Origin of the sequence: Mycobacterium montefiorense (genome assembly GCF_025823255.1) — a bacterium.
GTDB lineage: Bacteria > Actinomycetota > Actinomycetes > Mycobacteriales > Mycobacteriaceae > Mycobacterium > Mycobacterium montefiorense.
The window spans coordinates 883,245-904,812 of record NZ_JACKVL010000013.1 but is presented as its reverse complement, the minus strand read 5'-3'; the positions used below and the strand labels follow the sequence as shown (position 1 = coordinate 904,812).

The window sequence follows — 21,568 nt, the reverse complement described above, 5'->3', positions numbered from 1 at the left end:
TCGACCCGGCAAGACTGAGAATCGGACTGCCGCTTTCTTACAGGACAAGCGTACTGTTAAAGTGAGCAACGCACCGTCGACACGGCCCGTCGGCGGCAGAATTTAATCCCAGGGAGTTGATGTGACCAACCAAGAAACTGTGAACTCGTTCGGAGCCCGCGACACCCTGAAGGTCGGCAAGAAGAGTTACCAGATCTATCGTCTCGACGCCGTCCCGAACACCGAGAAACTCCCCTACAGCCTCAAAGTCCTCGCCGAGAACTTGCTGCGCAATGAGGACGGCGCCAACATCACCAAGGACCACATCGAAGCCATCGCGAACTGGGATCCCAAGGCAGAGCCCAGCATTGAGATCCAATACACGCCCGCCCGCGTCGTGATGCAGGACTTCACCGGCGTGCCGTGCATCGTGGATCTGGCCACCATGCGCGAGGCGATCGGCGACCTAGGCGGCAAGGCGGAGAAGGTCAACCCCTTGGCGCCGGCCGACCTGGTGATCGACCACTCGGTGATCGCCGACCTATTCGGCACCCCCGACTCCTTCGAGCGAAACGTCGAGATCGAGTACCAGCGCAACGGTGAGCGTTACCAGTTCCTGCGCTGGGGTCAGGGAGCTTTCGACGACTTCAAGGTGGTACCGCCCGGCACTGGCATCGTGCATCAGGTCAACATCGAATACCTGGCCAGCGTGGTGATGGATCGCGACGGAGTGGCCTACCCAGACACCTGCGTGGGGACCGACAGCCACACGACGATGGTCAATGGCCTCGGCGTGCTCGGCTGGGGCGTCGGCGGCATCGAGGCCGAGGCCGCGATGCTGGGCCAACCGGTGTCGATGCTGATCCCACGCGTCGTCGGCTTCAAGCTGGCCGGCGAGATCGCGCCGGGCGTGACCGCGACCGACGTCGTCCTGACAGTCACCGAGATGCTGCGTAAGCACGGCGTGGTCGGCAAGTTCGTCGAGTTCTACGGTGCGGGCGTTTCGGAGGTACCGTTGGCCAACCGCGCCACCCTGGGCAACATGAGCCCCGAATTCGGTTCTACCGCAGCTATTTTCCCGATCGACGAAGAGACCATCTCCTACCTGAAGTTCACCGGCCGCACGGACGAGCAACTGGCACTTGTGGAGACCTACGCCAAAGAACAGGGCATGTGGCACGACCCCTCCCATGAGCCCGCGTTCTCCGAATACCTCGAACTCGACCTGTCTACCGTGGTGCCGTCTATCGCCGGACCGAAGCGCCCGCAGGACCGAATCGCCTTGTCGGACGCCAGGTCCACGTTCCGCGAGCAAATTCTGAGCTACGTCGACGGCGACGAGGACAGCAAACAGGGCTACTCGAAACTGGACGAGTCAGTCGAGGAGACTTTCCCGGCCAGCGATCCGGGCGCGGTGTCCAACGGACACGCTGACGACCTACCCCCGGTGCATTCGGCGGCCGCACATTCCAAGGGCCGCCCGAGCAGCCCCGTGACCGTGCGCTCCGACGAGCGCGGCGAATTCGTGCTCGACCACGGCGCGGTGGTGATCGCCGCGGTCACGTCGTGCACCAACACCTCCAACCCGGAGGTGATGCTGGGCGCGGCACTGTTGGCTCGCAACGCCGTAGAGAAGGGCTTGGCGTCCAAGCCGTGGGTGAAGACCACAATGGCGCCCGGCTCCCAAGTCGTCAACGACTACTACAACAAAGCCGGCCTCTGGCCGTACCTCGAGAAGCTCGGCTTCTATCTGGTCGGCTACGGCTGCACCACCTGCATCGGTAACTCCGGCCCGCTGCCGGAAGAGATTTCGAAGGCCATCAACGACAACGACCTTTCGGTGACCGCCGTGCTGTCGGGCAACCGGAACTTCGAGGGCCGCATCAACCCGGATGTGAAGATGAATTACCTGGCTTCACCGCCGCTGGTCGTGGCCTACGCATTGGCGGGGACCATGGACTTCGACTTCGAGTCGCAGCCACTGGGCAAGGACACGGACGGCAACGACGTCTTCCTCAAGGACATCTGGCCGTCGCAGCAGGACGTCTCCGACACCATCGCCTCGGCGATCAACTCCGAGATGTTCACCAAGAACTACGGCGATGTGTTCAAGGGCGACGAACGGTGGCGCAACCTGCCCACCCCGAGCGGCAATACCTTTGAATGGGACGCGGATTCGACGTATGTCCGCAAGCCCCCGTACTTCGAGGGCATGCCCGCCGAGCCCGAGGCGGTCGCCGACATCACCGGAGCCCGGGTGCTGGCGCTGCTGGGTGACTCGGTGACCACCGACCACATCTCCCCCGCCAGCAGCATCAAGCCGGGCACCCCGGCCGCGCAATACCTCGACGAGCACGGCGTGGACCGTAAGGACTACAACTCCTTTGGCTCCCGACGCGGCAACCACGAGGTGATGATCCGCGGCACGTTCGCCAACATCCGGCTGCGCAACCTGCTGCTGGACGACGTCTCCGGTGGATACACCCGCGACTTCACTCAGGACGGCGCGCCCCAGGCCTTCATCTACGACGCGGCGCAAAACTATGCGGCATCCAACATTCCGCTGGTGGTGCTGGGCGGCAAGGAGTACGGGTCGGGGTCGTCGCGAGACTGGGCCGCCAAGGGAACACGGCTGCTGGGCGTGCGGGCGGTGATCGCCGAGTCGTTCGAGCGCATCCACCGCTCCAACCTGATCGGCATGGGCGTGATTCCGTTGCAATTCCCCGAAGGCAAGACGGCGCAAGAGCTCGGACTCGACGGCACCGAGGTGTTCGACTTCACCGGCATCGAGGCGCTCAACGACGGGAAGACGCCGAAGACGGTGCACGTCAAGGCCAGCAAGGAAGGTGGGGACGACATCGAGTTCGACGCGGTTGTGCGCATCGACACTCCCGGTGAGGCCGACTATTACCGCAACGGCGGCATCTTGCAGTACGTGCTGCGCAACATGCTTAAGTCCGGCTAGTGGCGACCGCACGGCCGGCGCGGCCGGGCGCAGCGGGTCGACACCCGAGGACCTGAGCCCACCGCCCGTGCCCAAAGTCAGCGAGGACCATCTGGCGGCTCGACGCCGCCAGATCCTTGACGGTGCTCGTCGATGCTTCGCCGAACACGGCTATGACCGAGCCACGGTTCGGCGGCTCGAGCAGTCGATCGGGATGTCACGCGGTGCGATCTTCCACCACTTCCGCGACAAGGACGCGCTGTTTTTCGCGCTCGCGCACGAGGATGCCGAGCGGATGGCCGACGTCGCGTCTCGCGAAGGCCTGATCCAGGTGATGCGCGACATGCTTGCCGCGCCTGAGCAGTTCGACTGGTTGGCAACCAGGTTGGAGATCGCGCGCAAGCTGCGCAACGACCCCGCGTTCAGCCGCGGATGGTCGGAGCGCTCCGCGGAACTGGCAGCGGCGACCCAGGATCGGCTGCAACGGCAGAAGGAAGCACACCGGGTGCGCGACGACGTACCCGGTGACGTGTTGCAGTGTTACCTGGAACTGGTCCTGGACGGATTGGTGGCCCGGCTGGCCTCCGGAGAAGATCCGCAGCGACTGTCGGCGGTCCTCGATCTAGTGGAGAACTCGGTGCGCCGCAACGATTCTGGGGTTACATCAATCTAGCGGTGCCGAGATGTGTGGTTGGGTCCGCCGCGGCTGCGCATCGTGGTACCCGACTCACGCAGCATGCTGTGAATCGATCCGTACGACCTGCCGGTGTTGGCGACGAGCTTGCGAATGCTTGCTCCGCTCTCGTAGGCATTGCGCAGCTCATGCAACAACTCGGCGCGCATCTCTTTCGACTTTGGCACTATCCCCTCCACGCTTGAACACAAACCCAAGCCCCCAGAGTAAGAACTTGCCGTCATACGCGTGTCAATTTCGCCGAATTCGCGTGCGATGACTTATGCAGCTCAGGCGAGCTCGATGAGATCCCGGTATTCCTCGGACCAATAATCCTCGGTGCCGTCCGGCAACAGCACCACGCGTTGTGGGTCCAGCGCTTCGGCCGCTCCGGGGTCGTGCGTCACCAACACCACCGCGCCTTGATAGCTGCGCAGCGCGTCGAGCACCTGTTCCCGCGACGCGGGATCGAGGTTGTTGGTTGGTTCGTCGAGCAGCAACACGTTGGCGGTGGATGCCACTAGGCCGGCCAGCGCCAGCCGCGTCTTCTCGCCTCCGGACAGGGTTCCTGCCGGCTGGTCGAGCTGCGCGCCGCTGAACATGAACGCTCCGAGCAACCCACGCAAGTCCTGCTCGCCCGAGGACGGCGCGGCGTGCCGGATGTTCTCCCACACGGTCGCGTCGTTGTCGATGGTGTCGTGTTCCTGCGCGAAATAGCCCATCCGCAAACCATGTCCGGGTTCGAGGCCTCCGGTGTCGGGTGTCTCGGTGCCGGCCAGCAGGCGTAGCAGCGTCGTCTTGCCGGCGCCGTTGAGTCCCAACACCACCACCCGGGAGCCCCGGTCGATAGCCAAGTCGACGCCGGTGAACACTTCCAGCGACCCGTAGGACTTGCTCAGCCCCTTGGCCACCAGCGGAGTGCGCCCGCATGCGGCCGGGGTGGGGAACTTGATCCGCGCCACCTTGTCGGCGACCCGCTCCTCGTCTAGAGCGGCCATCATCCGATCGGCACGCCGCAACATGTTCTGCGCCGCAACGGCTTTGGTGGCCTTTGCACCCAGCTTGGCGGCTTGTGAACGCAGCGCGGTGGCCTTGCGTTCGGCGTTCGCACGTTCCCGGCGGCGGCGCTGTTCGTCGGTGGCCCGGGCATCGAGATACTTCTGCCACGTCATGTTGTAGACGTCGGCCTCGCCGCGCACGGCGTCCAGAAACCACACCCGGTTCACGACGTCGGCGAGCAACTCGACGTTGTGGCTGATGACCACCAGTCCACCATTGTGGGACCGCAGGAAATCCCGCAGCCAGCCAAGCGAATCCGCGTCCAGGTGGTTGGTTGGTTCGTCGAGCAGCAGCGTGGTCGACGAACCCGCGCCGGTATCGGAGGCGGCGAACAGGATTCGCGACAACTCCACCCGGCGGCGCTGACCGCCGGACAGGGTGCGCAGTTGCTGCGTCATGACGCGTTCGGGCAGGCCGAGACTCGCGCAGATTCGCCCGGCTTCGCTCTCGGCGCCATAGCCGCCCAACGCGACGAACCGCTCCTCTAGCTGGCCGTAGCGACGGATCGCACGATCGCGCGCATCGTCGTCGGCAACCTCGGCCATCAACGCCTGCTGCTTCTCCAGATCGGTGAGCAGAACGTCCAATCCGCGGGCCGAAAGCACCCGGTTGCGGGCCAGAACATCGAGATCGCCTTCTTTGGGATCCTGTGGCAAGTAACCGATTTCGCCGATCCGGGCGACCGTACCCGCGTACGGCTCGCTCTCCCCCGCCAGGATGCGCAGGGTCGTGGTCTTGCCCGCGCCATTGCGGCCGACCAGCCCGATGCGGTCGCCCGGCTGAATCCGGAGATCGGGGCCGTCGGGAGAGAGCAGGATGCGCGCGCCAGCGCGGACCTCGAGGTCCGTGGCCGTGATCACGATCGCTCTCCTCTATACAAGCTATTTGTCGTCGGTGAACACCGCGGGCCGCCGTTCTGCGCGCGCAGCAACCGCTTCTTCGAAGTTGGCGGTAAGCAGACGAACGAAAAGCTGTCCCAAGCCCTCGGCTTGCATATGCCCTTCCAGGCTACCGGCGTCCAGCCCACTCCAGAGTGTGCGTTTGGTCAACTCAACGCCGGGCCGGGAGAACGCGGCTATCCGCGCCGCGATCGCGTAGCAGGTGTCTAGCAGCTGACCCTCGGGCACCTGACAGGAAACCAGCCCGATCCGCTCGGCTTCCTCGGCGGTGACGTCACGACCGGTCAGCATGATCTCGAAGGCTCGTGAGGCTCCGATGGCCCTGGGCAGCAGGTAGGACAGGCCCAGTTCGCTGGCGGTCAAACCGTTGTTGATGCCCGCGGCCCGGAAATAGGCGGTAGTGGAAGCCACCCGAATGTCGGCGGCCAGCGCTAGGCACAGCCCCCCGCCGATCGCGGCGCCGTTGACGGCGGCGATGACGGGCTGATGCAAGCGGCGCAGCAGCAGGATGACGTCGTCGAGCACCTGCATGGAGCGCAGCGCATACGTCGGCCGGGTCAGCCCGTCCACATTCGGTACCTCGCCCGCTGACTTGTGATCAGCGCCGGAAGAAAACCCTCGACCCGCCCCGGTCAGCACGACGACACGCACGGAATTGTCGTAGCTGACCTCTTCCAGGGCCTCCTTCAACGGCACCATCACGTCGAATGCCATGGAATTCATCCGCTCGGGCCGATTGAGGGTTATCAGCGCAACGCCGGGGCGTGGATGTTCAACCAGTACCAAACTCACCCGTGAACGGTATCGCGGACGTTGCTAGAGACCTATTCGGCGCCGCGCCTCAGGCCTGATCTGCTTGAGCCGCCTCAACGTCGAAGTCCCTGATTTGCTGCACCAGATCCTCGAGAGCGGCCGGCGGCAGTGCCCCGGGCTGGTTGAACAGCAGCTTGCCCTTCTTGAAAGCCATCAGCGTCGGAATGGACCGAATCTGGGCGGCCGCCGCCAGCTGTTGCTCGGCCTCGGTGTCGACCTTGGCGTGCACGATGTCGGGGTGCTTCTCCGACGACGCCTGAAAAGTCGGCCCGAACTGGCGACATGGCCCGCACCAGGAAGCCCAGAAGTCAACCAGCACGATGTCGTTGTTCTCGATGGTCGGGTTGAACTGCTCCGCAGTGAGGTCCTGTGTGGTCACGTTTTGCCTAACGCCGCGTGTTACTTGGATGTTCCCGCGCGAATGTCGCCCATTGGCGCACCTGCCCATACTGCTACCGCCAGCAGGGATTAGCCAGTCCGACGGCCCGCACCGCCACTTGGTTTTCGATTGTGGACGACAACGGTCACTGCCCGGAGGTTACGGTTGCGGAGGTTTTCCCCGCTCGGACAGACTAGGGCTGATGATCCGTCGCCGGACGGGCCAGTCGAGGGAGATGTCTTGGGCCACTACATCGCTAACGTCCGTGATCTCGAGTTCAACATCTTCGAAGTTCTTGATGTGGACGCTGTTCTCGGTACCGGGAAGTTCAGCGAGCTCGACGCTGACACGGTGCGAACCATCTTGTCCGAGGCGGCACGCCTGGCAGAAGGCCCGGTGGCCGAAACGTTCGCATTCGCCGACCGCAACCCGCCGGTCTTCGATCCCGACGCGCACACCATCAGTGTGGCGCCCGAGTTGGCCAAGACGGTGCAAGCGATCAAGGACGCCGAGTGGTGGCGCCTCGGCCTGGCCGAAGACATCGGTGGCATGCCCGCACCACCGCCGCTGGCATGGGCGGTCAACGAAATGATCTTTTGCGCCAATCCCTCCGCAAGCTTCTTCTGCCTGGGTCCGTTTATGGCGCAAGCGCTTTACGCCGAGGGCGATGAGCAGCAGAAGCAGTGGGCCGCAGAGGGAGTCGAGCGTGGCTGGGCGGCCACCATGGTGCTCACCGAACCCGATGCGGGCTCCGACGTCGGCGCCGGCCGCAGCAAGGCCATCGAACAACCGGACGGCACCTGGCACATCGAGGGCGTCAAGCGGTTCATCTCCGGAGGCGATGTGGGCGACACCGCCGACAACGTTTTTCACCTCGTGCTGGCCCGCCCGGAGGGGGCCGGGCCCGGTACCAAGGGGCTGAGTTTGTTCTACGTGCCGAACTACCTTTTCGACCCCGACACGTTCGAACTCGGTCCGCGCAACGGGGCTTTCGTGACGGGGCTCGAACACAAGATGGGTATCAAGTCCTCCCCGACCTGTGAGGTGACGTTCGGCGCCACCGACGTGCCGGCCGTGGGCTATCTGGTCGGCGGCGTGCACAACGGGATCGCGCAGATGTTCACCGTGATCGAGCACGCGCGCATGACGATCGGCGTCAAGGCCGCGGGCACGCTCTCCACCGGCTACCTCAATGCGCTGGCCTACGCCAAGGAGCGGGTGCAAGGTGCCGACCTGACCCAGATGACCGATAAGACCGCGCCGCGGGTGACGATCATGCACCACCCGGATGTGCGCCGCAGCCTGATGACCCAAAAGGCTTATGCCGAGGGGCTGCGAGCGCTCTACATGTATGCCGCCGCACATCAGGATGATGCTCTTGCACAACATGTTTCGGGTGCAGACCACGAGATGGCACACCGCGTCGACGATCTACTGCTCCCCATCGTCAAAGGGGTGAGCTCGGAGCGGGCGTACGAGGTCCTGACCGAATCGTTGCAGACGCTGGGCGGTTCGGGCTTCCTGCAGGACTACCCGCTGGAGCAGTACATCCGCGATTCAAAGATCGACTCCTTGTACGAGGGCACCACCGCGATCCAGGCGCTGGACTTCTTCTTCCGCAAGATCGTCCGCGACCACGGCCAGGCGCTGGCTTTTGTCACGGCTCAGATCAATCAGACCATCGACAACTGCGACGAGGCGCTGAAGTCACAAGCGCAGGCGGTGCAGAACGCCCTCGACGAAGTCACGGCGATGACGGGCGCGTTGACGGGCTACCTGATGTCGGCGACCCAGCACCCCAGCGAGATTTACAAGGTGGGGCTCGGGTCGGTGCGGTATCTGCTCGCGGTCGGCGACCTGCTTATTGGCTGGCGATTGCTGGTACACGCCGGGATTGCGCACGCGGCACTGGCGAACAATCCCGCCGAGAAAGACGCGGCGTTCTATCAGGGCAAGGTCGCGACGTCGGCGTTCTTCGCCAAGAACATGCTGCCGAAACTGACCGCACTGCGCCACATCCTCGAATCGATCGACGACGACGTCATGCGCATTTCCGAAGACGCGTTCTGACTCAGCCGACGCTATCGCGTGACGGGTCTATTGACGTCGTTGAACCTGACGATCACGTGCTCAAGTTGTTTGACGCGTTCGGCTTTGGCGCGTTTGGCGTAGGTCCGCCGATCGGCCGGCGTGAGTTCGGCGTCGTCGCTGAATGCGCTGAGCAACGCCCGCGGATAGAGCTGCTCCACCAGCACGACGTTCAGCTCAGCGCACAGCACCAGCGTCGTCGAGACCAGATACAGGAAAGCAAGCAAACCCAGCACCAACGCGAAAATACTGTTGGTGACGCTGGCCGTCTCGACCGTGTGCTGAATGTAGCCGGCCCCGAACCACTGCAATAACTGCCAAATGAAGGCTGCCACAACAGCTCCCGGCAGGACCTGCCGGTAGGTGAGTTCACGCGCGGTGGTGACCCGAAAAACCACCAGACAGATCAGCGCGTTGATCGCCACGGCGGCCAGCGCCACGCCGATCTTTCCGAAGACACCCAGTGTCTGAGTCGCCTGAGCGACCCCGGACAAGACGGTGGCCCCGAGGAGTGCCGAACCGAGCACCAACAGCAGTAGCAAGCTGCGCACGCGGGACCGAATCGGATTGGGGCGCTTGTGCTTCGGGACGGCCCACACCGAGTCCATCGCGTTCTGGACGGCCTGACCGACACCCAGCCCGCCATAGAGCGCAGCAAGGATTCCGACGACTATGGCGACCGTCCCCCCGCTGAGCCCCCCGGGCTGATGGAGCTGACTGCCGATCACCGGAAACTGGCTCAAGGCGCTGTGCAGCAGCTGCTCTTGTAGAGCGGGGTGCCCGGCGAGCACCACACCCAACCCGGTAGTCAACAGCAGCAGCATCGGGAACAGCGACACGAAGCCGTAGTAGGTGATCAGCGCGGCCAGGTAGCCGCCTTGATCATCGAGATACTTGTAGATGACGGCAAGCGCCACACTCACGGGGGAATTCCGTCGTTGCAAACTGTCCAGCCAACTGACCACGGCCGATCACCCCCAGAAATCGACAGCCAAAACAGCGGGATGCGCGGGGCATACCCTGATTTGCCGGCCGCCAACCGCGCCACCCCGGAGTGGGGCTACTGCTAAACGGTGAAGCCGAGTGCACGCAGCTGTTCGCGCCCGTCCTCGGTGATCTTGTCCGGGCCCCACGGCGGGTTCCACACCCAATTGATCCGGATGTCGTTGACCAGACCGCTGCCGACCAGCGCGCTGCGCGACTGATCTTCGATGACATCGGTGAGCGGGCAGGCCGGCGACGTCAGCGTCATGTCGATGGTGGCGACCTTGCCCTCGTCGCCCTGTTCGACGTTGAGGCCGTAGACCAACCCCAGGTCGACGACGTTGATCCCCAATTCGGGGTCGACGACGTCACGCATCGCCTCTTCGAGGTCGGCGATAAATTCCTGGTCGGGTGCGGTGGTTTCGCTCATCGTTGGTCCTCCTCGAAAGCATGGCTGGCTTGGGCCAGTGCGTCTTTGCAAGCCATCCAGCCCAGCAGAGCACATTTCACCCGGGCCGGATACTTGGCTACTCCTGCGAAGGCGACGCCGTCGCCCAGGACATCCTCGTCCCCCTCGACCGTTCCCCGCGACGACACCATTTCGGTGAAGGCGGTGATGGTCTTCAGCGCTTCCCCGACGCTCTGGCCGACCACCTGCTGGGCGAGCACCGAAGTGGCCGCCTGGCTGATCGAACAGCCCTGCCCGTCATAGGAAACGTCGGCGACGGTCTGACCGTCGCCGGACAATGTCACCCGCAGCGTGATCTCGTCGCCGCAGATCGGGTTTACGTGGTACACCTGCGCGCCGAACGGGTCGCGCAGACCGCGGTGCTGCGGGTGCTTGTAGTGATCGAGGATCACGTCCTGATACATCTGCTCTAGGCGCACGGCTCACGCTCCGCCGAAGAAGTCTGTCGCCCGGCGCACACCGGCCACCAACCGGTCGACCTCGTCGGCGGTGTTGTACACCGCGAACGACGCCCGCGCCGTGGCGGCCACACCGAATCGGCGGTGCAGCGGCAACGCGCAGTGGTGCCCGACCCGCACCGCGACACCCTCGTCGTCGAGTACCTGGCCGACGTCGTGGGCGTGCACACCGTCGACGACGAATGCGACTGGCGAGCCACGGTAATCCATCGATGTCGGCCCGATGATGCGCACCGCGTCGATACTGGACAGCCCCGCCAGCGCCGCGGCCACCAGCTCGTGCTCGTGGGCTTGCACGGCATCCATGCCGATGGCGCCGAGATAGCGGGTGGCCGCGGCCAATCCCACCACCTGGGAGGTCATCGGGGTGCCGGCCTCGAATCGCTGCGGGGGTGCCGCATACGTCGTGCCTTCCATCGTGACCGTCTCGATCATCGATCCGCCGGTGAGGAACGGCGGCAGCTCCCCGAGCAACTCACGTCGAGCGTAGAGCACCCCGATCCCGTTGGGGCCCAGCATTTTATGTCCAGAGAAGGCGCCGAAGTCAACGTCAAGGGCGCGGAAGTCGACGCGCTCGTGTGGCACCGACTGGCAGGCGTCCAGCACCGTCAGCGCGCCCACGGCCTTGGCCCGGGCGACCAACTCGCTGACAGGCGCTACCGCGCCGGCGACGTTGGAATGATGGCTGAATGCAACAACTTTGACGCGCTCGTCGAGTTGCAGGGAGTCCAGGTCAATACGTCCGTCGTCGGTCACGCCATACCAGCGCAGCGTCGCCCCGGTCCGCCGGGACAGCTCCTGCCACGGTACCAGGTTGGCGTGATGCTCCAGTTCGGTGGTGACAATGACGTCGCCTTCGCCGACCGCGCCATCGAAGCGCTTGTCGCCCAGCACATATGACACCAGGTTGAGCGATTCGGTCGCGTTCTTGGTGAAAATCAGTTCGGCGGTGTCGGCACCGACGAACGCCGCGATGTCGGCTCGGCCCTGCTCGTAGGCGTCGGTGGCTTCTTCCATCAACTGGTGGGCACCGCGGTGCACGGCACCGTTGGACGTCAACAGGAATTCCCGTTCGGCGTCGAGCACCTGCAGCGGGCGTTGCGACGTGGCACCGGAATCCAGGTACGCCAATTGGTTGCCGCTGCGCATGATTCGCTTCAGGATCGGGAAGTCAGCACGGATCGCCGCGAGATCCAGAGCCGCAGTCGCCATATCGGGCCGAGTCATGTCAGGCCTTCGCAGACGCCGCCTGGACGAAGCGCTCGTAACCACTCGCTTCGAGCTCGTCGGCCAATTCGGGGCCGGCCGACTCGACGATGCGCCCGCCCACGAACACGTGCACGAACTGCGGCTGGATGTAGCGCAGGATCCGGGTGTAGTGCGTGATCAGCAGGACGCCGCCGTGCTCGGCTTCGGCGTAGCGGTTCACTCCCTCGCTGACCACCCGCAGCGCATCGACGTCCAACCCGGAATCGGTCTCATCGAGGATCGCGATCTTGGGCTTGAGTAGCGACAGCTGCAGGATCTCGTGGCGCTTCTTCTCACCGCCCGAAAAGCCTTCGTTCACACTGCGTTCGGAGAACGCCGGATCGATTCCCAGATCGTCCATCGCACCCTTGACTTCCTTCACCCAGTGCCGCAGCTTCGGGGCCTCGCCGCGTACGGCAGCGGCCGCGGTGCGCAGGAAGTTCGACATCGACACGCCGGGCACCTCGATCGGGTACTGCATGGCGAGGAACAAGCCGGCCCGGGCACGTTCGTCGACGCTCATCGCCAACACGTCCTCGCCGTCCAGCGTGATCGAGCCGGACGTCACCTCGTACTTCGGATGCCCGGCGATCGCGTAGGACAGCGTCGACTTGCCCGACCCGTTGGGGCCCATCAGCGCGTGCGTCTCTCCAGACTTCACCGTGAGGTCGACACCCTTGAGAATCGGGATGGCGTCGGACTCGTTGGTACGTGCGACGCTGACGTGCAGATCTTTGATTTCGAGCGTGGTCATCAGTTCTTGATTCCTTCGGTTAACTCAAGTTCGTGTTCGATGGCCTCGGTCAGCCGATCACGCACGGCGGCCACGGCGATCTTCTGGATGATCTCGCCGAAGAAACCACAAACGATCAATCGGCGGGCTTGGTCTTCCGGGATGCCTCGAGCTTGTAGGTAGAACACCTGCTCATCGTCGAATCTTCCCGTGGCACTTGCGTGTCCGGCGCCGACGATCTCGCCCGTCTCGATTTCGAGATTGGGCACCGAATCGGCGCGGGCGCCGTCGGTGAGCAATAGGTTGCGGTTGGTCTCGAAGGTGTCCGTGCCGGTGGCCTCCGCGCGGATCAGCACATCGCCCACCCAGACGGTATGCGCATCGGGACGGCTGGATTCCGGATCAGCTTGCAGCGCACCCTTGTACAACACATCCGAACGGCAGTTGGGGTACGCGTGGTCGACGAGTAACCGGGACTCGAAGTGCTGGCCGTCATCGGCGAAGTAGGTACCGAGCAACTGGGCGTCGCCGCCTGCAGCGGTGAACCGCACCGTCGTCGACGTACGAACGAGGTCGCCCCCGAGCGTCACGTTGACATGGCCGAGCACCGAATCCTTGCCCAGCCGCGCATGGTGCGCACTGACATGAACCATGTCGTCGGCCCAGTCGGCGATCCAGATTACCCCGAGGGCCGCCGAGTCGCCGACGATGATCTCGACGTTGTCCGCGTACGTCCCGCTCCCCCGCAGGTCGATCACGACGATCGCCCGTGCCAGTTCTTCGACGCGGATTTGCAGATGCCCGTACGCGACCGCGCCCTCGCCGGGCCCGGTGATGGCGATCTCGATCGGTTTGGCGACCTCGGTGTCGCGCGCCACGGTCACCACCGTCGCGGAGTTGAACGACGAGAACGCTTGGGCCGCAACGCGGTCGGCGGGAACACCGCCCTGCCCCAACCGCTCGTCGCCGCGGCGCACGGCCTCGGTCCGCACGCCGGGCTGTTCCCCGACGCTGATAGCAGCCTTGCCGTTGGCGACAGCCGATCCGTCGTGCAGACCGCGCAACCGTCGCAGCGGGGTGAACCGCCAGATCTCGTCGCGACCGCCTGGCACCTCGAAGGCGTCCACGTCGAACGACGCGAACAGCTCCCCCTTGTTCAGTGCAGTGAGTGAAGACCCTTCGACAGCGGTCATCCGACCGCGCCCTCCATCTGCAGCTCAATCAGCCGGTTGAGCTCCAGCGCGTACTCCATCGGCAGTTCCTTGGCGATCGGCTCGACGAAGCCGCGCACCACCATCGCCATCGCCTCGTCCTCGGTCATCCCGCGGCTCATCAGGTAGAAGAGTTGGTCCGCGCTGACCTTTGACACGGTGGCTTCGTGACCCATCGTCACGTCGTCCTCGCGGATGTCGACGTAGGGGTAGGTGTCGCTGCGGCTGACCGTATCGACAAGCAGCGCATCGCATTTCACGCTGGAACGCGACCCGTGGGCACCCTTGTTGATCTGCACCAGGCCGCGGTAGGAGGCGCGGCCGCCGCCACGGGCCACCGACTTGGAGACGATGTTGCTCGATGTGTTGGGCGCCAGGTGCAGCATCTTGGCGCCGGTGTCCTGATGCTGGCCCTCACCGGCGAACGCGACCGAGAGAACCTCACCCTTGGCGTGCTCACCGGTCATCCAGACGGCGGGATACTTCATGGTCACCTTTGACCCGATGTTGCCGTCGACCCACTCCATGGTGGCGCCGGCTTCGGCACGAGCCCGCTTGGTGACCAGGTTGTAGACGTTGTTCGACCAGTTCTGGATGGTCGTGTAACGGCAACGGCCACCGGGCTTCACGATGATCTCGACCACCGCGGAGTGCAGCGAGTCGCTCTTGTAGATCGGTGCGGTGCAGCCCTCGACGTAGTGCACGTAGGCGCCCTCGTCGACGATGATCAGCGTCCGCTCGAACTGGCCCATGTTCTCGGTGTTGATCCGGAAGTAGGCCTGCAGCGGAATATCTACGTGCACGCCCGGCGGCACGTAGATGAAGGAACCACCCGACCACACAGCGGTATTCAGCGCGGAGAACTTGTTGTCACCGGCCGGAATCACGCTGCCGAAATACTGCTTGAAAATCTCTGGATGTTCCCGCAGGCCGCTGTCGGTGTCGAGGAAGATGACGCCCTGGGCCTCCAGATCCTCGCGGATGGAGTGGTACACCACCTCGGATTCGTACTGTGCGGCGACGCCGGAGACCAGGCGCTGCTTCTCCGCTTCCGGGATCCCCAGCCTGTCGTAGGTGTTCTTGATGTCCGCGGGCAGATCGTCCCAGGTTGCGGCCTGCTTCTCGCTGGAGCGCACGAAGTACTTGATGTTGTCGAAGTCGATGCCCTCGAGGTTGGAGCCCCAGTTCGGCATCGGCTTCTTATCGAAGGTGCGCAGTGCCTTCAGCCGGGTCTGCAGCATCCACTCCGGCTCGTTCTTCTTCGAAGAGATGTCCCGAACGACCGCCTCGGACAGCCCACGCTGCGCGCTGGCGCCAGCGACGTCGGAGTCCGCCCAGCCGTAGCCATACTTGCCCAGGGACTCGATCGCCTGCTCCTGGGTCAGGGACTCTGCGGGCGCGCCGGAAACCGGCGGCGTGGTTGCCTCTGGCGTGAGTGTCATTCGGGACGCTCCTTTGGTGCTCGTACGGTGCTGGCGCGGGCTGTGCGCCGCTTGATGCTAGGTCTTGCTTGCTGCCTTGCTCGCTACCTGGGCGAGCGGCACATGGGTAGTGCAGGCGCAGTCGCCGTTGACGATGGTCGCCAAGCGCTGCACGTGGGTGCCGAGAACCTCGGCCATCGCCTCCCGCTCGGCCTCGCACAGTTCCGGGAATTCCTCGGCGACGTGCGACACCGGGCAGTGGTGCTGGCAAATCTGCACGCCGTGCAGCGGCGGGCCCACCCGGGTGGTGGTGGCGACGTAGCCAGCCTTGGTCAGTGCTCCGGCCACCCGGTCGGCGGCCGCCTCGACGTCGGCATCGGCGGCACTGTCGGCCGGCTGGACATCGGCCAGGATCGTGTCGATGCGGCGCCGGGCGAACGTCTGCAACGCTCCCTGTCCGCCGATCTCGCGCAGTTGGCGCATGGCCGCGACCGCCAGGTCGTCATAGGCGTGGTCGAGCTTGGCTCGGCCGGCCGCGGTCAACCGGAAACGCTTCGCCGGACGCCCACGGCCGGCCTGCTGCCATGCAGCGGCCGCCGCCGACTCCGCGTCGCCCGCCTCGATCATCGCGTCGAGATGCCGCCGCACGCCGGCGGCAGCCAGGCCCAGTCGGTCACAGATCTCGCTGACCGTGATCGATCCGGATTCCAGCAGCAGCCGTACGATGGCGCGGCGGGTGTGGCCATCCGGCACCGCAGCAGGGGCCGCCGCACCGATTTCAGGCGCGGAAACGGCTTCCTCAGCGGTCCGGATTTTCACAACACCAGTGTGACGCAATTCCGGAAATCGGACTAGCAAGGGTGCCCTGAGTCGCGGGTCGTGCCGATTCGCGGCGAGCACCGGCCGGTCACTTCTCGGCATGTCGCTACGCTGCACTGATGGCAGTGCGCCACCACACGCTGAGCTCGTCGATCGCCGCCTTGCACGGCGACGAGAAGCCCGTCGGCTCACCGTTGAATGAGACGGAACTCACCGCACATCGGCGCACTCGCCTGTTCGGTGCCACGGGCACCGTCCTGATGGCGATCGGCGCGCTGGGCGCCGGAGCCCGGCCCGTCGTCCAGGACCCCACGTTCGGCGTCCGGCTGTTGAACCTGCCGTCCCGGATTCAGACGGTGTCGTTGACGATGACCACCGTCGGGGCGGTCATGATGGCGCTCGCCTGGTTGATGCTGGGCCGATTCGCGTTGGGCAAGCGGCAGATGTCGCGCGGCGATCTGGATCGCACCCTGGTGCTGTGGATGCTGCCGCTGCTGATCGCGCCGCCGATGTACAGCAAGGATGTCTACTCGTACCTGGCGCAGAGCCAGATCTCCGTCGAAGGCCTCGACCCCTACAAGGTCGGTCCGGCGTCCGGGCTCGGCCTCGGCCATGTGTTCACCCTGTCGGTGCCCAGCGTGTGGCGGGAGACCCCGGCGCCCTATGGTCCGTTGTTCTTGTGGATCGGCCGCGGCATCTCAGCCGTGACCGGCGAGAACATCGTCGCCGCGGTGCTCTGCCACCGCTTGGTGGTGCTGGCGGGCGTGGCGATGATCGTGTGGGCCACCCCGCGGCTGGCCCGGCGCTGCGGTGTCGCCGAGGTCAGCGCGCTGTGGCTGGGTGCCGCGAACCCGCTGCTGCTGATGCATCTGGTCGCGGGCATCCACAACGAGGCGCTGATGCTCGGGTTGATGCTGATCGGCGCCGAGCTCGCGCTGCGCGGGATCGACGCACCCCAGCTGCGGCCCACGTCGTTGCGCCGCATCGGCCCCGACTGGGAGCCGCTAGGGATGCTGCTGGTCGGCTCCATCCTGATCACGCTCTCCTCGCAGGTGAAGCTGCCCTCGCTGTTGGCGCTGGGATTCGTCACGATGGCGCTGGCCTATCGGTGCGGCGGCAACCTGCGTGCGCTGCTACTGGCCGGTGGCGGCATGGGGGCGCTCTCGCTCGCGGTGATGGCAGTGGTCGGCTGGATCAGCGGGCTCGGATTCGGCTGGATGTTCACGCTCGGCACCGCCAACGTCGTGCGCAGCTGGATGTCGCCGCCGACGCTGCTGGCCCTGGCCACCGGGCAGGTCGGGATCCTGTTGGGCCTGGGCGACCACACCACCGCCGTGCTGGCACTGACCCGTTTCATCGGCGTGCTGATCATCATGGTGCTGGTCACCTGGCTGCTGTTCGCGGTGATGCGCGGCCGGTTGCATCCGATCGGCGGCCTTGGCGTGGCGCTGGGCATCTGCGTGCTGCTGTTCCCCGTGGTGCAGCCCTGGTACCTGCTGTGGGCGATCATTCCGTTGGCCTGCTGGGCGACCCGCACCGGCTTCCGCGAAACGGTCATCGTGATCACGCTCGTCGTCGGCATCTTCGGCCCGACCGCCAACGGCGACCGCTTCGCGCTGTTCCAGATCCTGGACGCCACCCTGGCCAGCGCCGCCGTGATGGCCGTGCTGGTCGCGCTGACCTACACCCGGCTGCCGTGGCGACCGCTGCAGTCCGCGGGTGGCGAAACGAATGACGCCGCGGCCGGCGAAGCGAACGACGCCGCGACCGTCCAGACCCGACGTCCGACGTCGGCACCCGACGCCTACGCTGACTCGACGTGAGTTCAGGCCCCCAAAACCCCCAGGCCCCCGAAACAGTGGTGCGGCTGCGCGGGGTGAGCAAGCGGTACGGGTCAACGACAGCGGTATCCAATCTCGATCTGGAAGTGCACGCCGCCGAGGTGCTGGCCCTGTTGGGCCCCAACGGCGCGGGCAAGACGACGGCGGTCGAGATGTGCGAGGGCTTCGTGCGCCCGGACGCCGGGACGATCGAGGTGCTGGGGCTGGACCCGATCACCGACAACGCCAGGTTGCGCGCGCGCATCGGGGTGATGTTGCAGGGTGGCGGTGGCTACCCGGCGGCCCGCGCCGGCGAGATGCTCGAATTGGTCGCCGCCTACGCCGCCGACCCGCTGGACCCGCAGTGGCTGCTGGCCACCCTGGGCCTGACCGATGCCGCCCGCACCACCTACCGGCGGCTCTCCGGCGGACAGCAGCAGCGGCTGGCACTGGCCTGCGCGCTGGTCGGACGCCCCGAGCTGGTGTTCCTCGACGAGCCGACGGCCGGCATGGATGCGCACGCCCGGCTGCTGGTGTGGGAGCTGATCGACGCGCTGCGCCGCGATGGTGTGACGGTGGTGCTCACCACCCACCAACTCAAGGAGGCCGAGGAGCTCGCCGATCGGCTCGTCATCATCGACCACGGCGTGACGGTGGCCGCGGGCACACCGGCGGAGCTGATGCGCTCCGGCGCGAAAGACCAGGTGCGGTTCACCGCACCGCCGCGACTTGACTTGTCACTCTTGGCTTCTGCGCTGCCCGAGGATTACAAGGCCAGCGAGGTGACGCCGGGCGAGTACCTGGTCGAGGGGCCGGTCGATCCGCAGGTGCTGGCAACCGTGACGGCGTGGTGCGCCCAGATCGACGTGCTGGCCACCGATTTGCGCGTCGAGCAACACAGTCTCGAAGATGTGTTCCTGGACCTCACCGGCAGGAAGTTGCGACCGTGACCGACACCAACACCCCGTTGTTTCCGGCGGGCACCTTCACCCCGGACCCGCGTCCCAACGCAGTCCCGAAAATGCTTTCCGCACAGTTCGGCCTGGAGCTGAAACTGTTGCTGCGCAACGGCGAACAACTGCTGCTGACGATGTTCATCCCGATCACCCTGCTGGTCGGGCTCACGCTATTGCCGTTCGGCTCCTTCGGCCAGAACCGCGCCGCGACGTTCGTTCCGGTGATCATGGCTCTGGCGGTGATCTCGACCGCTTTCACCGGGCAAGCGATTGCGGTCGCGTTCGACCGGCGCTACGGCGCCCTCAAACGGCTTGGGGCCACACCACTTCCGGTCTGGGGAATCATCGCCGGCAAGTCGCTGGCCGTCATTACCGTGGTGTTCCTGCAGGCAATCATATTGGGCGGCATCGGTTTTGCACTGGGCTGGCGACCGGCCCCGGCGGCCCTTGCGCTGGGTGCGGCGGTCATCGCGCTGGGCACCGCCGGCTTCACGGCGCTCGGCCTGCTCCTGGGCGGCACCCTGCGCGCCGAGATTGTGCTCGCGGTCGGCAACCTGATGTGGTTCGTCTTCGCGGGGCTGGGCGCGCTGACCGTCGAGACGAACATGATCCCGACGGCGGTCAAGTGGGCAGCCCGGCTCACCCCCTCCGGTGCGCTCACTGAGGCGCTCTCGCAGGCGATGACGTTGTCGGTCGACTGGTTCGGACTTGTCGTGTTGGCGGTGTGGGGCGTGCTGGCCGCGCTGGCCGCGCTGCGCTGGTTCCGCTTCACCTGACACACACGCCGGGGAAAGCCTGCGAAATTACAGTCGTAGCGCAAACGGTCCCGTACTACAGGCCGTAGTTTTCATTGGCCTACGATCGGGCGGTGGCTGTCGGACGAGTGTTGTTGCGGTTGGTGGACCTGCTCCCCGACCCCAGCCTGCGCGTCCAGCGGATCATCGCCGCCACCGTGATCGGATCCCAGGGCGGTATCGCCGTCACCGGCTCGATCGTCCGCGTCACGGCTTCTGGCCTGGGTTGTCCCACCTGGCCGCAGTGTTTCCCGGGCAGTTTCGTCCCGGTCGCTGTCGCCGAAGTACCGCGAGTTCATCAGGCCGTCGAGTTCGGCAACCGGATCTTCAGCCTCGCGGTGGTGGTCACCGCCGCGCTTGCCGTGCTGGCGGTGTACCGGGCCCGCCGGCGGGGTGAGGTGCTGGCGTACGCGTGGCTGATGCCGGTGTCGACGGTGGTGCAGGCGGTGATCGGTGGCATCACGGTGCGCACCGGGCTGCTGTGGTGGACGGTGGCGATTCACCTGCTGGTGTCGATGACGATGGTGTGGCTGTCGGTGCTGCTGTACGTCAAGGTCGGCGAGCCGGACGACGGGGTGGTGCACGAGCGGGTGGCCAAGCCGCTGCGGCTACTCACCGCGCTGACTGCGACGAACCTGGCCGTGCTGCTGGTCACCGGCACGCTGGTGACCGCTGCCGGCCCGCACGCGGGCGACCGCAGCCCGAGTCGCACGGTGCCGCGGCTGCAGATCGAGATCACGACGCTGGTGCACATGCATTCGTCGCTGCTGGTCGCCTATCTCGCGCTGTTGGTCGGGCTGGGCTTCGGGCTGCTGGCCGTCGGCGCGACGCGGGCGATCATGCTGCGACTGGGCGTGCTGCTGGCCCTGGTGTGCACGCAAGCCGCCGTCGGCACCACGCAGTACTTCACCGGCGTTCCCGCGGCCCTGGTTGCCGTGCACGTCGCCGGCGCCGCGGCCTGCACAGCCGCGACCGCTGCGCTATGGGCGTCGATGCGAGAACGGGCCAAGCCCGAGCCGCTCGCAGGCTGACTCCACCGCGAGCGCGAACTCGCGCTGGGCCAGGTCTCGAGCCCCGGCATCGAGTCGCCGCCAGTCCAGCGACGGATCGATCAGCTGCAGCTCCAGCAACTGAGAACCACTCAAATGCACTCGCGCATAAAGTAATTCGCTTACCTGGATGCTCGTCTCGGCCGCCGCCGCGGCCAGTGTGGCGGCGCCGACATCCCAGAGTTCGAAATCGGGCTCGCAGGGAAACGCATGCGAGGGCTTGCCCCCGAGAAAGACCAGCACCGTCTCAGGCCCAGGCGCGGGCTGCACCAGCACACTGCGCCCGGCGTCGTGCAATTGCGCGGCATACGCGGCCGCCGCGGACCGATCGGCGCACAAGCGAGTGCCCGTGCCGACGGCCGGACCAATGAACACCTGACCGGAAGCCGGCAACCGAACCCGTCGGTCCGGCGCGACGATCTCCCCGGGCACCGTCGGCACCCCGCGGGCTGCCAGGTCGCGCAGATAACGCCGGTCGAGATTCCAATTGACAACATTCGCTGCATTCAGCAGTTTCTTGATGCCGACGGTCCACGCGAGGAACTCCTCGAGCCGCCCGGGGTAATCGTGCGGGGCACGCAAGATCACCAGATCCGCATGGCACGTATCGGGGTTATCCCAGGACAACCAGCGCGCATGCAGACCGCGCTGGCGCAGCGCGGCGACCAAGCCCGCGTCGTCGCCGTCACCGGCGGGGTGCTGTGGACATCCGGCCAGCACGATGCGGGGATGGAAGACGTCCGGTCGGGCAAGCTTCATGCCCGGGCATGAT

General features: G+C 65.6%; 19 protein-coding genes and 1 pseudogene. 7 read left to right on the top strand and 13 right to left on the bottom strand.

What is annotated here, in order from left to right; translation table 11 throughout:
* Positions 1–121: 121 nt before the first annotated feature.
* A complete protein-coding gene (locus H7K34_RS17770) occupies positions 122–2,944 on the top strand; it encodes an aconitate hydratase (protein ID WP_264063292.1) in 2,823 nt (940 codons plus the stop codon).
* A 67-nt stretch (positions 2,945–3,011) separates the two neighbouring features.
* Positions 3,012–3,596 carry a TetR/AcrR family transcriptional regulator gene (locus H7K34_RS17765; RefSeq protein WP_264063291.1) on the top strand — a complete coding sequence of 195 codons (585 nt, stop codon included), beginning with the start codon at positions 3,012–3,014 and terminating at the stop codon, positions 3,594–3,596.
* Here H7K34_RS17765 and H7K34_RS17760 read toward each other — a convergent pair.
* From H7K34_RS17760 to trxA, 4 genes are all read right to left on the bottom strand, one after another.
* On the bottom strand, positions 3,593–3,784 hold the full coding sequence (locus tag H7K34_RS17760) for a helix-turn-helix domain-containing protein (RefSeq protein ID WP_108922727.1): 192 nt from the start codon (positions 3,782–3,784) through the stop codon (positions 3,593–3,595). The two genes, H7K34_RS17765 and H7K34_RS17760, sit on opposite strands and share 4 nt — an antisense overlap.
* A 102-nt stretch (positions 3,785–3,886) precedes the next feature.
* Positions 3,887–5,515: an ABC-F family ATP-binding cassette domain-containing protein gene (locus tag H7K34_RS17755; RefSeq protein ID WP_264063290.1), complete on the bottom strand. Its 1,629-nt coding sequence runs from the start codon at positions 5,513–5,515 to the stop codon at positions 3,887–3,889.
* Between the two features lie 21 nt (positions 5,516–5,536).
* Positions 5,537–6,346: an enoyl-CoA hydratase gene (locus H7K34_RS17750; protein WP_108922723.1), complete on the bottom strand. Its 810-nt coding sequence runs from the start codon at positions 6,344–6,346 to the stop codon at positions 5,537–5,539.
* Between the two features lie 49 nt (positions 6,347–6,395).
* Positions 6,396–6,746 carry a thioredoxin gene (gene trxA / locus H7K34_RS17745; RefSeq protein ID WP_264063289.1) on the bottom strand — a complete coding sequence of 117 codons (351 nt, stop codon included), beginning with the start codon at positions 6,744–6,746 and terminating at the stop codon, positions 6,396–6,398.
* Between the two features lie 240 nt (positions 6,747–6,986).
* Between trxA and H7K34_RS17740 the strand changes: the two genes are divergently transcribed.
* On the top strand, positions 6,987–8,816 hold the full coding sequence (locus H7K34_RS17740) for an acyl-CoA dehydrogenase (RefSeq protein WP_264063288.1): 1,830 nt from the start codon (positions 6,987–6,989) through the stop codon (positions 8,814–8,816).
* Positions 8,817–8,827: 11 nt separating this feature from the next.
* Here the strand turns inward: H7K34_RS17740 and H7K34_RS17735 are convergent, their stop codons facing one another.
* The 8 genes and pseudogenes from H7K34_RS17735 to H7K34_RS17700 form a co-directional block, all read right to left on the bottom strand.
* Positions 8,828–9,799, bottom strand: coding sequence for a YihY/virulence factor BrkB family protein (locus H7K34_RS17735; RefSeq protein WP_264063287.1), 972 nt, complete (start codon positions 9,797–9,799; stop codon positions 8,828–8,830).
* Between the two features lie 101 nt (positions 9,800–9,900).
* Entirely contained in the window at positions 9,901–10,248 is a 348-nt protein-coding gene (locus H7K34_RS17730) for a metal-sulfur cluster assembly factor (RefSeq protein ID WP_108922715.1), read from the bottom strand.
* A pseudogene (gene sufU / locus H7K34_RS17725) lies at positions 10,187–10,691 on the bottom strand (Fe-S cluster assembly sulfur transfer protein SufU). Before sufU ends, H7K34_RS17730 begins: the two are co-directional and overlap by 62 nt.
* A gap of 18 nt (positions 10,692–10,709) precedes the next feature.
* The gene (locus H7K34_RS17720; protein ID WP_264063601.1) at positions 10,710–11,957 is read right to left on the bottom strand and encodes a cysteine desulfurase; all 1,248 of its coding nucleotides are present in this window, start codon (positions 11,955–11,957) and stop codon (positions 10,710–10,712) included.
* A 16-nt stretch (positions 11,958–11,973) separates the two neighbouring features.
* Positions 11,974–12,747, bottom strand: a complete 774-nt coding sequence (gene sufC, locus H7K34_RS17715; RefSeq protein WP_264063286.1) for a Fe-S cluster assembly ATPase SufC — start codon at positions 12,745–12,747, stop codon at positions 11,974–11,976.
* The gene (gene sufD / locus H7K34_RS17710) at positions 12,747–13,919 is read right to left on the bottom strand and encodes a Fe-S cluster assembly protein SufD (protein WP_264063285.1); all 1,173 of its coding nucleotides are present in this window, start codon (positions 13,917–13,919) and stop codon (positions 12,747–12,749) included. The genes sufC and sufD overlap by 1 nt, the downstream gene beginning before the upstream one ends.
* Complete coding sequence (sufB, locus tag H7K34_RS17705; protein ID WP_264063284.1) at positions 13,916–15,379, bottom strand: Fe-S cluster assembly protein SufB; 1,464 nt, start codon at positions 15,377–15,379, stop codon at positions 13,916–13,918. Before sufB ends, sufD begins: the two co-directional genes overlap by 4 nt.
* A gap of 57 nt (positions 15,380–15,436) precedes the next feature.
* The gene (locus H7K34_RS17700) at positions 15,437–16,279 is read right to left on the bottom strand and encodes a helix-turn-helix transcriptional regulator (RefSeq protein WP_264063282.1); all 843 of its coding nucleotides are present in this window, start codon (positions 16,277–16,279) and stop codon (positions 15,437–15,439) included.
* Between the two features lie 17 nt (positions 16,280–16,296).
* Here H7K34_RS17700 and mptB point away from each other — a divergent pair, with 17 nt between their 5' ends.
* From mptB to H7K34_RS17680, 4 genes are all read left to right on the top strand, one after another.
* The gene (gene mptB, locus H7K34_RS17695) at positions 16,297–18,000 is read left to right on the top strand and encodes a polyprenol phosphomannose-dependent alpha 1,6 mannosyltransferase MptB (RefSeq protein WP_264063281.1); all 1,704 of its coding nucleotides are present in this window, start codon (positions 16,297–16,299) and stop codon (positions 17,998–18,000) included.
* Positions 17,997–18,947, top strand: coding sequence for an ABC transporter ATP-binding protein (locus H7K34_RS17690; protein ID WP_264063280.1), 951 nt, complete (start codon positions 17,997–17,999; stop codon positions 18,945–18,947). Before mptB ends, H7K34_RS17690 begins: the two co-directional genes overlap by 4 nt.
* Entirely contained in the window at positions 18,944–19,729 is a 786-nt protein-coding gene (locus H7K34_RS17685; protein ID WP_108922700.1) for an ABC transporter permease, read from the top strand. Before H7K34_RS17690 ends, H7K34_RS17685 begins: the two co-directional genes overlap by 4 nt.
* Positions 19,730–19,803: 74 nt before the next feature.
* On the top strand, positions 19,804–20,778 hold the full coding sequence (locus H7K34_RS17680) for a COX15/CtaA family protein (protein ID WP_372510782.1): 975 nt from the start codon (positions 19,804–19,806) through the stop codon (positions 20,776–20,778).
* Here H7K34_RS17680 and H7K34_RS17675 read toward each other — a convergent pair.
* Entirely contained in the window at positions 20,728–21,555 is an 828-nt protein-coding gene (locus H7K34_RS17675; RefSeq protein WP_264063279.1) for a hypothetical protein, read from the bottom strand. The genes H7K34_RS17680 and H7K34_RS17675 overlap by 51 nt on opposite strands.
* Positions 21,556–21,568 lie beyond the last annotated feature (13 nt).

What these genes read in the sequence shown, in the direction of transcription:
- sufB (WP_264063284.1), bottom strand. Translation starts at nt 15,379, where the DNA reads ATGACACTCACGCCAGAGGCAACCACGCCGCCGGTTTCCGGCGCGCCC.
- mptB (WP_264063281.1), top strand. Translation starts at nt 16,297, where the DNA reads ATGGCAGTGCGCCACCACACGCTGAGCTCGTCGATCGCCGCCTTGCAC.
- sufC (WP_264063286.1), bottom strand. Translation starts at nt 12,747, where the DNA reads ATGACCACGCTCGAAATCAAAGATCTGCACGTCAGCGTCGCACGTACC.
- H7K34_RS17720 (WP_264063601.1), bottom strand. Translation starts at nt 11,957, where the DNA reads ATGGCGACTGCGGCTCTGGATCTCGCGGCGATCCGTGCTGACTTCCCG.
- H7K34_RS17675 (WP_264063279.1), bottom strand. Translation starts at nt 21,555, where the DNA reads ATGAAGCTTGCCCGACCGGACGTCTTCCATCCCCGCATCGTGCTGGCC.
- H7K34_RS17730 (WP_108922715.1), bottom strand. Translation starts at nt 10,248, where the DNA reads ATGAGCGAAACCACCGCACCCGACCAGGAATTTATCGCCGACCTCGAA.
- sufD (WP_264063285.1), bottom strand. Translation starts at nt 13,919, where the DNA reads ATGACCGCTGTCGAAGGGTCTTCACTCACTGCACTGAACAAGGGGGAG.
- H7K34_RS17700 (WP_264063282.1), bottom strand. Translation starts at nt 16,279, where the DNA reads ATGCCGAGAAGTGACCGGCCGGTGCTCGCCGCGAATCGGCACGACCCG.